The following is an 11967-nucleotide window of genomic DNA, read 5'->3' on the forward strand; positions in this document are numbered from 1 at the left end:
ATGTGAATGGAGTTGAGTAGTTTGCTATTCCGATCTGTCTCGAGGGCTGACAGCAGACGCCAAGAGGGCCGAACCCCGCGCGGCGAAGCCGCGCCAAAAAACACAGCGCCAAAAAACACAGCCCCCGTCAGGTTGCCTGGCTGACCGAGGACATATGGAAATCGGGCACCCGCAGCGGCGGCATCGCCGTCCGGGTGAACCAGTCCTTCCACTCCCGGGGCAGCGTCTGCTCCGTCGCCCCGGCTTCGGTGACCCTGCGCAGGAGATCCAGCGGACTCTCGTTGAACCGGAAGTTGTTCACCGCCCCGGTGACCTCACCGTTCTCCACCAGATACACCCCGTCGCGGGTGAGGCCGGTGAGCAGCAGGGTCGCCGGGTCCACCTCGCGGATGTACCAGAGGGTGGTGAGCAGCAGACCGCGTTCGGTACGCGCGATCATCTCGTCCAGGGTTGCCCCCGAACCGCCGGTGAGCAGCAGGTTCCCCACCGGGACGGTGGGGGAGGCGTCGTAGTCGGCGGCGGTGGCGCGCGGATACACCAGATCGGCGATCGCGCCGTCGCGCAACCAGTCCACCCGCCGCGCCGCCATCCCGTTGTCGAATACCGACAGCGCTTCCGAGGACGCCGGGGTCGCCACGAACGGCAGGCATTGCAGCCCCGGGGCATCCGGGTCCGACGACAGGGTCAGCGGGATATCGGTGAGCCGCTCGCCGATCCGGGTGCCGCCCGCCGTGGCGAAGGCACTGTGCCCCTCGTGCGCGCCCCGCCCCTCCATGGACCAGTACATGTAGATGAGCAGATCCGCGACCGTCGAGGGCGGCAGCAGGGTCTCGTACCGTCCCGCGGGCAGTTCCACCCGGCGCGCCGACCAATCCAGCCGCCGCGACAGTTCCGACAGCAGCGCCGGGATATCCACATCGGCGAAGTCGGTGGTGCCCGCCCCGACCCAGGCGCTGGCCAGCTCGGCGCCGGCACCGCGTTTGCCGTTGATCTCGACCGACCCGGTGGGCTGGGTGTAGCGGCGGCGCACGCCGGTGGAGGTGCCGAGCCAGGTGGTCTGTACCTGGTGGTGGGCGAATCCGTAGAGCCGGTCGGTGCCGTCGAATCCGGTCGCCAGCTCGGCCGCGAGACCGGAGAACACGTCGATACCGGTGGCGGCGGGTGCGTCCGCCCAATCCGGGGCCGGCGTCGCGGTATCCGCGTCCAGCAGCGGCATGGCGTCGCGAGCGGGTTCGGCGGCGGTCGCCGCCGCCTCGCTCGCACGGACCACACCCTCGATATCGGCGGGATCCACGCTGGTCGAGGCCACACTGCCGACCCGCGCCGCCCGCGGGCCCTCGCGGTACACCGAGATCACCGACCAACGCCGGGATACCGACTGCCCGTTCGTGGTCATGGAGTTACCGGCCCAGCGCAGGGACGCGTCGTAGTCGTCGGTGACGATCACGATCGCCTCGTCGGCCCGGGACAGCGCGAGCACCCGTTCGATCACTTCGCCCGCGGGCAGTACACCCGCATCGATCCGGGTCATCGTCCGGCCTCCATCCGGGTGTTGAGCACGTTCACGCCCCGTACCAGCACGGATGGGCAGCCGTGGCTGACCGCCGCGATCTGCCCGGGCTGAGCCTTGCCGCAGTTGAACGCGCCACCGAGCTGCCAGGTCGACGGCCCGCCGACGGCCTCCATCGAACCCCAGAAATCGGTGGTCGTGGCCTGGTAGGCGACATCGCGGAGCTGGCCGTCCAGTTCGCCGTCGCGGATGCGGAAGAACCGCTGGCCGGTGAACTGGAAGTTGTAGCGCTGCATATCGATCGACCAGCTCTTGTCACCCACGATGTAGATGCCGTTCCGGACTCGCGAGATCAGTTCCGCGGTACCGGTGTCGTTCTCGGGATCGGGTTGCAGGGAGACGTTTGCCATCCGCTGGATGGGAACGTGATGCGGGGAATCGGCATACGAGCAGCCGTTGGAGCGGTCCAGGCCCAGCCGCGGCGCGAACACCCGGTCGAGCTGGTAGCCCACGAGAACGCCGTCGCGCACCAGATCCCAGCGTTGCCCGGCCACCCCGTCGTCGTCGTAGCCGACGGTCGCCAGGCCGTGTTCCTGCACCCGGTCGGCGGTGACATGCATGATCGGGGTGCCGTAGCGCAGGGTGCCGAGCTTGTCGGGGGTCGCGAAAGAAGTACCGGCATAGGCCGATTCGTAACCGATGGCCCGGTCGTATTCGGTGGCGTGGCCGATGGATTCGTGGATGGTGAGCCACAGGTTGGTGGGGTCGATCACCAGATCGGTGGGCCCGGCGACCACACTCGGCGCCTTCACCTTCTCCGCCAGCCACTCCGGGATCCGGGCCAGTTCGGTATCCCAGTCCCAGGTCCCGTCCGTCCCGGTCACGTACTCCCAGCCGCGCCCGACCGGTGGGGCCAGGGTGCGCATGGTCTCGAACGCGCCCGAGGCGCTGTCCACGGTGATCGCCTCGAACTGCGGCTGCAGGCGTACCCGCTGCTGGATGATCGACGACCCGGCGGTATCGGCGTAGTAGGTCTGCTCCTTCACCTGCAGCAGTGACGCCGACACATGATCCACACCGTCGGCCGCGGACAACCGGCCCGAATAGTCCTGCAGCAGTGCCACCTTCTCGGCGGCGGGCACGGTGAACGGGTCGATCAGATACGACGACACCCAGCGGGCGTCGTCGTAGCGGGGTTCGGGGGCGAGTTCCACCCGCTCGCGGTTGAGTGCGCGCAGACCGGTCGCCACCGCGACCGCCGACCGCGCGACCTCGGCCGCGGTGCCCGGATCCAGCACGGCGTGCGAAGCGAAACCCCAGGTGCCGTCCACGATCACCCGGACCGCGAAACCGAGTTCCACCTCATCGGTGAGGGCCTCGACGCGGCCGTCGCGTAACCGGACGGACTGCGTGCACAACCGGTGTACCCGCAGGTCGGCGTGCTCGGCCCCGGCCGCGCGCGCCGCCGACAGTGCCGCGTCGGTCAGTGCCGCCAGCGGTAGGTCCGCGAATTCCGGATCGATATCGTGGCCGGGGGGTTGCCCGCCCCGCCCGGTGGAGGTCGCCGTAGTCACTCTGCCCAACCTAGTGCCACGCAACCTCTCCGGGCGCGGCACTCAGCCGAACTGCTGCCAGCCGAGGCGGATCACCATCGCCACCACGACCACCAGCAGCACCACCCGGACGAACTCCGCGCCGCGGGCCAGCGCCATCCGCGAACCGACCACCGAGCCCGCGATATTGGACAGCGCCATGGCCGCGCCCAGCGCCCACAGCACATGCCCGGTGGCGCCGAAGAAGATCAGTGCCCCGATATTGGATCCACAGTTGATGACCTTCGCCATGGCGGCGGCGCGGACGAACTCCGTTCCGAGCAGCGTCGCGAAGGTGATGATGAGGAATGTGCCGGTGCCCGGCCCCAGGAGTCCGTCGTAGGCGCCGATGAGCCCCGCGGCCAGGCCGATCACCAGGATCGTCTTACGCCGCGACGGCGGATGGGTGGCCAGGGTGATACCGATCGTCGGCCGGGCGGTCACGAAGATCGCCACCCCGATCAGCACCCCCAGCACGATAGGAATGAAAAGGTCGCGGTCGATGAGCGATACCGCCGCCGCCCCGGCCGCCGAGGTGGCCGCCGCCAGCGTCGCGGCGGGCACCAGCAGCCGCCACTGCATCGGAACCTTGCGGGCGAAGGTGGCGGCCGCGGTGGCGGTACCGGCGACCGCGGCCAATTTGTTGGTGCCCAGCGCGGTCTGCGGAGCCAGGCCGGGGGCCACGAGCAGCAGGGTCGGCAACACGATCAGTCCGCCGCCGCCCACCACCGCGTCCACCCATCCGGCCGCGGTGGCGGCCGAGAGCAGCAATATCCAATCGGTCACATCCACGGTGCTCAGCAAACCAGACGGTCCGCGCACGCCCACGCCCCGCGGTCCGGCCGGGTGGGCGGCCGCAGCACGCCTCCTAGGCTGGGCGGGTGCGCCGGTTCAGCCTGTGGCTTCGAGACAAACCCGTCGTGGCGGATTCCGTCCTGGCCGGATTGCTGCTGCTGCTCGACCTGGCGGTATCCCAGGACGCCACCAACACGGCCGCGTTCCTGGTCTTCTCGGTACTGATCCCGCTGCCCATCGCGTTGCGGCGGGTCTATCCGCGGGCGATGGCGGTCACCTTCATGGTGCTGTCGTTCTGCGCCGGCACCATCGGCTACATCGTCGGCGACCCCACCGTGCACGGCGCACTGCTCGGGCACGGGATCATGCTGTACACCCTGGTCGCCTACCTCGGCCGCCGCGAAGGTCTCTGGTACGGGCTCGCGCTGATCGCCGACACCGTGTACGGCATGGCCCTGGTGAGCGGGTTCAAAGGCGCGGATCTCGCGTTCGTGAGCGTGTTCTTCGCGCTCTGCTGGGCACTGGCCGAATTCTCCGGCGCCCGCCGCGCCTACGACGCGGAGGTCGCGGCCCGGCTCGCGGTCGCCGACTCCGACCGGGAACGCCGTGCCCACGACGCGGTCTCGGCCGAACGCACCCGCATCGCCCGGGAACTGCACGATGTGGTCGCGCACGCGGTGAGCGTGATGATCGTCCAGGCCGACGGCGCCCGCTACGCCCTGCGGGCCGATCCGGATACGACCGAACAGGCGCTGGTCACCATCGCCGGCACCGGGCGCGAGGCGTTGCGTGAACTACGCCGCACCGTCGCCCTCTTGCGTACCGAACACGCCCCCGACCAGGTGCCCCAGCACGGCACCGCGGGCCTGGCCCGGGTGACGCAGCTCATGCGGGACGCGGGTCTGGCGGTCGAATTGGAACTGGCCGGAGAACTGGACGAGGTGGCGCCCGAGGTGAGTCTGGGGTTGCACCGGATCGTGCAGGAGGCCCTGACCAATACGCTGCGGCACGCCGGCGCCCATCCGAAGGCCTGGGTCCGGGTGCGGCGGCGCACCGACCATATCGAGGTCGAGGTCACCGATTCCGGCGGGGTGCCGGTGCGGCCCGAAGACCGGATACAGGGCAGCGGACTGGGTTTGGCCGGAATGCGTGAACGGATGGCGGTGCTCGGCGGCAGCCTGGAGGCCGGCCGCACGGCCGACGGGGCGTGGCGGGTGCACGCCCGGATACCACTGGCGCCACCGGATCAGGAATAGCGCCTCGCCGCCACTACATTGGAGCGCGTGCCGATCACCGTGCTCGTAGTCGACGACCAGGAACTCATGCGTGTGGGGTTGAAGATGGTGCTCGGCGCGCATCCCGATATCGAGGTGGTCGGCGAGGCCGACAACGGTGCCACCGCCGTCGCCCGGGCCGCGGAACTCACTCCCGATGTGGTGCTCATGGACGTCCGGATGCCGGTGGTGGACGGGGTCACCGCCACCGGACGCATCCTCGAGGCCGACCACGGCACCCGGGTGCTGGTGATGACCACCTTCGACCTCGACGAACACGCGCTGGGCGCGCTGCGCGCCGGGGCGAGCGGGTTCCTGCTCAAGGACACCCCGCCCGAAGATCTGATCTCCGCCATCCGCAGTGTCGCGGCCGGTGACGCGGTGGTGTCCCCGAAGGTCACCAAACGCCTGCTCGACCGGCTGATCGCCGAGGAACCGGCGCCGTCGCGCGATCCGGCTGTGCTGGAAGTGCTCACCGTCCGGGAGCGTGAGGTGCTGGGGCAGATCGCCGCCGGCCGATCCAACGCGGAGATCGCGGCGGAGCTGTTCCTTTCCGAGGCGACGGTGAAAACGCATGTCGGGCGGGTGCTGACCAAGCTCGGGTTGCGTGACCGGGTGCAGGCGGTGGTGCTCGCCTACGAGACCGGGCTGGTCCGTCCGGGCGGTTGACGCCCGAATTGCGGCATTCCGGGAGCAAAACCGGCCGTTCGTTCGTTGCACGGGTAGTCCGACCCGAAAGGTTCGCCCATGCCCGTCCTCGGTTTCCTCGTCTACCTCGTCGTCGAGATCGCCGCGTTCGCCGCCGCCGTCGCCTGGCTCGGCGCGGTGCCGGCGATCCTGCTGCTCATCGCCAGTTCGGCCGCCGGCATGCTGTTGCTGGGCTCCCAGTGGCGGCGGGTTGCCGAACAGTTCCGCGGGGTGAGCCGTGGCGAGGTCACGCCGGGCTCCGCGGTGGCCGACGGCGCGCTGGTGGTGCTCGGTAGTGCCCTCATGTTCGTACCGGGCCTGGTCACCTCGGTGGTGGGTTTGCTGATGTTGCTCCCGCCCACCCGCGCGCTGATCCGCCCGGTGGTATCGGCGCTGGCGGCCCGGCGGGTGGCCACCCTCACCGCCGCCGCCCGGCATCGCGGGGTGACCGTGGTGGACGCCGATATCGTCGACGGGGTCGTGGTGGACGAGTGGTACACCGATGAACCCCGCAAGGCCCCGATGATCCTGGAGCCGGGACCGTACCCGGGTCCCGGCGCACGCGGCTGAGGTGGTTCAGCGGGCCGGATCGTCGGCCATCCCGTACTCGCCGCCCCGCAGGCGGGTGAGCACCCCCGCGGTCCAGCCGGTGAGGTTGTCGAAAACTCCACTCCACAGTTCGAGCAGATCGGTGGCGTGCGGGGGCTCGTAGCGTCCCGGATAGTCGCCGACCATGCCGAGCAGGTCGTCGCGGATCTGCCGGCTACGCGCGCGCTGCTCCTCCAGTTTCGCGATCACCTCCGCGCGTGGTAACGCGTCCATGAACGCTATCCCGGCGCCCAGCTCCTCCATATCCACACTGGTCAACGCCGTATCCATGCGCTCCCGGAATTCCACCTCACCCGCCGGGGTCAGTTCGAACAGGGTGCGGCCCGGCCCGCGGTTGCCGCCCTCCGAACCCAGCGTGCGCAGTTTTCCCTCCAGGGTGAGCTGTTTGATGGCGTGATAGATCGACCCCGGCTGCACGTTGGTCCAGGTATCGGCCCGCCACGACAGCAGTTCGCGGCGGACGGCGTAGCCGTGCGTCGGCTGCTGCCGTCGTGTCACCCCGAGTACCAGTAGCCGTACCGCCGACATCCGCGCTCCTTATCTCGCCTCCCGGAACAGTACGGTACTCAAGTTTGACTTCCGGAGCCGGCGCTCATTAAGGTCGGGTACTCAAACTTGATTATCGAAAGGCATCTCATGGGAGATACCGCGGTCCCGGTGCTGCCGGTGCGCGATCTGGCCGTCACGCTCGATTTCTACGAGGTGCTCGGCTATACGGTCACCTATCGGCAGACGAAGCCCTATATCTACGGTGCGGTGCGCGCGTACGACTGCGACCTCCACTTCACCGCTGCGCCCGACGGCGGTGTCGCGGAAGGGACGACGGGCTGCCTGGTCATGGTGGACGATGTGGCCGCCCGGCATCGGGCGTTCACCGCCGCGCTGCGGGAGCGGTACGGAACCATTCCCGCGCGCGGGAACGGGCGTGTCACCCGTTTCCGTCCGGGCCAGACCCGTTTCAGCCTGATCGACCCGGACGGGAACTGGATCATCTACATAGCGAAGGAGGAACCGGAGGCGCTCGAGTACGGCGGCTCCGCGGATCTCACCGGCCTGGCGCGGGTCCTCGACAACGCCCGGATCCTGCGTGATTTCAAAACCGACCACAAGGCCGCGGAACGGGCGATCGAGGCCGGGCTGCGCCGCCACGGCGCCGACGCGAGCCGGACGGATCTGGCCCGCGCCTACGCCGCGCTCGCCGAACTGGCGGTGGCACTGGAAAAACCGGACAAGGTGGCCGAGCGTCAGGCAGACCTGCGGGCACTCGAACTGAACGCGGAGGAACGTGCCGCACTCGCCGGGGAACTGTCCGCCGCCGACGACCTGACCGAATGGCTGGACAAGCCCCGGAACTGAGCTGTCCCGGGCGGAGGCCCGCTACTCGGGCGCGGGGGTGAGTTCGATACCGACCGTGCCGGACTTCCCCCGCCGCAGGGTGCTGCCCCAGACGATCAGCGGACCCGACAGCCGGTACTTGCGGCGGATCAGGCGGCGGACATGTTCGCTACCGGAATCGTCGAGGACGCGGCCGGTCCCGTGTACCACCTCGCCCCGGGGATTGCCGCGGAAATCACACGGCTGCATCGTCACCTCGGGATTGCGTCGCAGCCGCTTCACCTTCCAGCTGTCGGTGACCGTCCAGACGTACACCTTGCCTTCCTCGGCCACCACCCACAGCGGCGTGGCGACCGGAGTGCCGTCCTTGCGGAACGTGGTGAGCAGGACGTAGTCGGCGGTACCGACCGCACCGGGAGCATTGGTCATGCAGGCAGGGTAATTCGCCACCGGGCCAGAGGCGATCCGGCGATCGGCGGCGGGACGGGCCCCACCCGCCGCACGGTCACCGCGGCGGTGCGGCAGACTGGATCCCCGTGAGTACGCAGCTGCTGGTCGGAGGTCGGATCTACAGTGCGGCGGCCCCCGACGCCACCGCCATGGCGGTCACCGACGGCGTGGTGGTCTGGCTCGGCGCCGATCATGTGGGGCGGGCGTTGCACCCCGACGCCGAGGTCCGTGATCTCGACGGCGCGTTCGTCACCCCGGCGTTCGTGGAACCGCATCTGCACACCACCGCCTACGGCCTGCAGCGGATGGGCCTTGACCTCTCCGCGGCCCGCTCGCTGCCGCACTGCCTGGAGTTGCTCGCACAGTTCGCGGCGCGCCACCCCGACGGCGCGATCCTGGCCGACGGCTGGGATGAGACCCGCTGGCCGGAGCGCCGGCCGCCGACGGCCGAGGACATCGATACCGCGGCCGGTGCCGGGCGAGTGGTGTATCTGGCCCGGGTGGACGCGCATTCGGCGGTGGCCTCCACCGCGTTGCTCGACGCGGTGCCGGAGTTGCGGGCCGCTGACGGATACCGGGCGGGTGAACCGGTTCGCGCGCAGGCGCACCATCTGGTGCGGGCCGCGGCCCGTGGCCACCTCACCCGCGCACAGCGCGACGCGGCCCGCCGTACGGCCCTGGATACCGCGGCCGCCCACGGTGTGGCGGTCGTCCACGAATGCGCGGGACCGGAGATCGAGGGGGAGACCGACCTGCGGGAACTGCTCGTGTTCGAACACGGCGTGCAGGTCCGCGCCTACTGGGGGCAGGCGGTCCGCAGCGCCGGGGAAGCCGGAGACCTGGTGGCCGAACTCGGGGCGCACGCGCTCGGCGGAGATCTGTTCGTCGACGGGTCCCTCGGCTCCCACACCGCCTGGTTGCGGGAGCCCTACGCCGACCATTCCGGCACCGGGGTGTCCTATCTCGACACCGACGCGATCGCCGCCCATGTCCGGGCCTGCACCGAGGCCGGAATCCAGGCCGGATTCCACGCGATCGGCGACGCGGCGCTGGATGCGGTGGTCGCCGGCTTCGGCCGGGTCGCCACCGAACTCGGCGGCCCGGCGATCGCGGCGCGCGGGCACCGGGTGGAACACGCGGAGCTGCTCGACTCCGGTCAGATCGAGGCCCTGGCGACCTGGGGCGTGATCGCCAGCGTGCAACCCGCCTTCGACCGAGCATGGGGCGGAACGGACGGTATGTACGCCGAGCGCCTCGGCGTGGACCGCGCACGCGCCTCGAATCCGTTCGCGGCGATGGCCTCGGCCGGGGTATCGCTGGCGATCGGCTCGGACGCACCGGTCACCGCGCTGGATCCCTGGGCGGCCGTCCGGGCGGCGGTGCACCACCGCACCGCCGGGCACGGGCTCTCCCCGCGCGCGGCCTTCGCCGCCGCCACCCGTGGCGCGTGGCGGGCCGGGGGCGTGCGCGACGGTGTCGCCGGGACCCTCGCGCCCGGCGCGCCCGCCTCCTACGCGGTATGGGACGCCGCCGAACTGGTGGTCGGCGCGCCCGCCGATTCGGTCCAGCGCTGGTCGACCGACCCGCGCTCGCGGGTCCCCGGACTGCCGCCGCTGACCCCGGGCGCCGAACTGCCGCGCTGTCTGCACACTGTGCACCGGGGCGTCACCCTGTACAGCGCGTGAACCCGGCCCCCGCACAGTCCCGACCAGGATGCGACGACAGGATCTCCCAGTGAATCAGGCCGATACGCCGACCCGGCCGGATACCTCCCGGCCCGGCTGGACCGAGCGGTTCGGCCGCCATCCCGCCGTGCGCCTGCTCGGCCGCCATCCGGCGGTCATCCGCTCGGTGGCCGCGCTGGTGTCCGGACTGCTGCTGTTCGGGAGTTTCCCGCCCCGGCCGTGGTGGTTCCTCGCCCCGGCCGGGATCGCGCTGCTCACCCTGGTGCTGCGGGACTGTGCCCGGTGGCGGTCCGGTTTCGGGTACGGCTTCCTCGCCGGCCTCGGGTTCTTCCTTCCGCTGCTGCCGTGGACCGGTATCTATGTGGGCCCGGTGCCGTGGATCGCTCTCTCTACGGCGTGCGCCCTATATATAGGGCTGTTCGGCATTCTGGTCCGGATCGTGGGGCGTCTGCCGGGCTGGCCGCTGTGGGTCGCGCTGGCCTGGTCCGCCGCCGAATGGGGCCGATCCAGTTTTCCGTTCGGGGGGTTTCCGTGGGGCCGGCTGGCGTTCGGTCAGGCGGACGGGTGGTTTCTGCCGCTGGCGTCGGTGGGCGGGGCGCCGCTGGTGAGTTTCGCGGTGGCGCTGAGCGGTACCTGCGGGGCGGCGGTCGTGCTCGGCCTGGTCGAGTTCGCCCGGCGTCCCGGCGGAACCGCCCCGAAACCCGCCGCCCCGGAATCCCCGGTAGCGGTGCGCCGCCATCCGGTGGTCCCGGTCGCCGTCGCCGCGCTCGTCTGTGTGCTGTTGCCCCTGGCGGGTTTCGCGGTACGTGCCACTCTCCCCGGTCCGCTGGACGGCGACAGCACCATCACGGTGGCGGCCATCCAGGGCAGCGTGCCGCGATTGGGGCTGGATTTCAATGCCCAGCGCCGGGCCGTACTCGACAATCACGTACGCCGGACCGAACAGTTGGCCGACGAGGTGGCCTCCGGTCGGTTTCCCGCGCCGGATGTCGTCGTCTGGCCCGAGAACTCCTCCGATATCGACCCGTTGCGCAATCCGGACGCCGCCGCGCTCATCACCCGCGCGGCGCAGCGGATCTCGGCACCGATTCTGGTGGGCGCGGTGCTGGTCAACGGCGATCGCACCACCACTAATTCGGTAATGGTCTGGACCGGTGCAGAAGGTCCCGGTGACCGCCATGACAAAAAAATAGTACAACCTTTCGGTGAATATCTCCCGATGCGGGGATTCTTTCGCCTCTTTTCCGACTATGCGGACAGAGCGGGCTACTTCGTTCCGGGTCACGGTGATGGAACAATTCGGGCCTCGGGTACGGAAATCGGGGTGGCAACCTGTTACGAAGTAGCTTTCGATCGCGCTTTCCGGGATTCTCTTCGTTCCGGGGCGCAATTACTCACGGTGCCCACGAACAATGCGACTTTCGGTGACAGTGAAATGACCTATCAGCAGCTCGCGATGTCGCGAGTGCGGGCGGTGGAGCACGGGAGATCGCTGGTCGTGGCAGCGACGTCCGGGGTCAGCGCGATCATCGCGGCGGACGGGACGGTGCGGCAGCAGAGCGAGCTGTTCGTGCCGGAAGCGCTCGTGGCGCAGGTCCCGCTGCGGACCTCCACGACGGTTGCCACGGCGGCCGGGCCCTGGCCCGAGCTGGCTGCGGTGCTGGTGACGGCCGGTGCGGTGGTGTTCGCGCTGTTCCGCCGGCGTAACGCCCGCCGCTCCGACGGCGATGTCGAGGTATCCGTCCAGCACTGATCGCCGGACGGTGTGGCGCTCGCGCCGGGGCTCTCCGGGCCGGTGCCGAGTACCGTCGCGGGCCGATGTTCCGCACCGCGAACCGGCCGGTTTATTTTTTGGTCGCGGAGGGTAAACACTTACGCTCTTTGTGCGTAGGATCTAGTCAGCGCCCGGGCTGCCGGGCATGAAGTGAAGCGTTATTCCGCTACATGGCAGGACACCGCGCCGGAATTCGGACACTGTGGTCCGGAAGCTGCACCGGCTCCAGGTAACCATTCGGTTTCGACTGCAATCC

The 11967-nt window shown here is 69.8% G+C and carries 11 protein-coding genes; 6 read left to right on the top strand and 5 right to left on the bottom strand.

Going from position 1 to position 11967, the window contains the following annotated elements; all coding sequences use genetic code 11:
- Window positions 1-127 precede the first annotated feature (127 nt).
- Genes AB0F41_RS23935 through AB0F41_RS23945 form a run of 3 tightly spaced genes read right to left on the bottom strand, consistent with a single transcriptional unit; the run spans window position 128 to window position 3894 of the window.
- Window positions 128-1531 carry a metallopeptidase TldD-related protein gene (locus AB0F41_RS23935; protein WP_357427361.1) on the bottom strand — a complete coding sequence of 468 codons (1404 nt, stop codon included), beginning with the start codon at window positions 1529-1531 and terminating at the stop codon, window positions 128-130.
- Window positions 1528-3084: a TldD/PmbA family protein gene (locus AB0F41_RS23940; protein ID WP_357427363.1), complete on the bottom strand. Its 1557-nt coding sequence runs from the start codon at window positions 3082-3084 to the stop codon at window positions 1528-1530. Before AB0F41_RS23940 ends, AB0F41_RS23935 begins: the two co-directional genes overlap by 4 nt.
- A 42-nt stretch (window positions 3085-3126) precedes the next feature.
- Complete coding sequence (locus AB0F41_RS23945) at window positions 3127-3894, bottom strand: TSUP family transporter (protein ID WP_357427365.1); 768 nt, start codon at window positions 3892-3894, stop codon at window positions 3127-3129.
- Between the two features lie 89 nt (window positions 3895-3983).
- Between AB0F41_RS23945 and AB0F41_RS23950 the strand changes: the two genes are divergently transcribed.
- From AB0F41_RS23950 to AB0F41_RS23960, 3 genes are all read left to right on the top strand, one after another.
- Entirely contained in the window at window positions 3984-5153 is a 1170-nt protein-coding gene (locus AB0F41_RS23950) for a histidine kinase (protein ID WP_357427367.1), read from the top strand.
- A 27-nt stretch (window positions 5154-5180) separates the two neighbouring features.
- The gene (locus AB0F41_RS23955) at window positions 5181-5840 is read left to right on the top strand and encodes a response regulator transcription factor (protein WP_357427369.1); all 660 of its coding nucleotides are present in this window, start codon (window positions 5181-5183) and stop codon (window positions 5838-5840) included.
- Between the two features lie 78 nt (window positions 5841-5918).
- Window positions 5919-6428 carry an FxsA family protein gene (locus AB0F41_RS23960; RefSeq protein ID WP_357427371.1) on the top strand — a complete coding sequence of 170 codons (510 nt, stop codon included), beginning with the start codon at window positions 5919-5921 and terminating at the stop codon, window positions 6426-6428.
- A 6-nt stretch (window positions 6429-6434) separates the two neighbouring features.
- Here the strand turns inward: AB0F41_RS23960 and AB0F41_RS23965 are convergent, their stop codons facing one another.
- Window positions 6435-6995: a PadR family transcriptional regulator gene (locus AB0F41_RS23965; protein ID WP_357427373.1), complete on the bottom strand. Its 561-nt coding sequence runs from the start codon at window positions 6993-6995 to the stop codon at window positions 6435-6437.
- 108 nt (window positions 6996-7103) lie between these two features.
- On the opposite strand from AB0F41_RS23965, the gene AB0F41_RS23970 reads away from it, so the two are divergent.
- Window positions 7104-7823, top strand: coding sequence for a glyoxalase (locus AB0F41_RS23970; protein WP_357427375.1), 720 nt, complete (start codon window positions 7104-7106; stop codon window positions 7821-7823).
- 21 nt (window positions 7824-7844) lie between these two features.
- Here the strand turns inward: AB0F41_RS23970 and AB0F41_RS23975 are convergent, their stop codons facing one another.
- Window positions 7845-8231: a PPOX class F420-dependent oxidoreductase gene (locus tag AB0F41_RS23975; protein ID WP_357427377.1), complete on the bottom strand. Its 387-nt coding sequence runs from the start codon at window positions 8229-8231 to the stop codon at window positions 7845-7847.
- A 107-nt stretch (window positions 8232-8338) separates the two neighbouring features.
- Here AB0F41_RS23975 and AB0F41_RS23980 point away from each other — a divergent pair, with 107 nt between their 5' ends.
- Both AB0F41_RS23980 and lnt read left to right on the top strand, forming a co-directional pair.
- Window positions 8339-9937: an amidohydrolase family protein gene (locus tag AB0F41_RS23980; RefSeq protein WP_357427379.1), complete on the top strand. Its 1599-nt coding sequence runs from the start codon at window positions 8339-8341 to the stop codon at window positions 9935-9937.
- A 127-nt stretch (window positions 9938-10064) separates the two neighbouring features.
- Window positions 10065-11690 carry an apolipoprotein N-acyltransferase gene (gene lnt, locus AB0F41_RS23985; RefSeq protein WP_357427429.1) on the top strand — a complete coding sequence of 542 codons (1626 nt, stop codon included), beginning with the start codon at window positions 10065-10067 and terminating at the stop codon, window positions 11688-11690.
- Window positions 11691-11967 lie beyond the last annotated feature (277 nt).

Source organism: Nocardia sp. NPDC024068, assembly GCF_040638875.1.
Lineage (GTDB): Bacteria > Actinomycetota > Actinomycetes > Mycobacteriales > Mycobacteriaceae > Nocardia.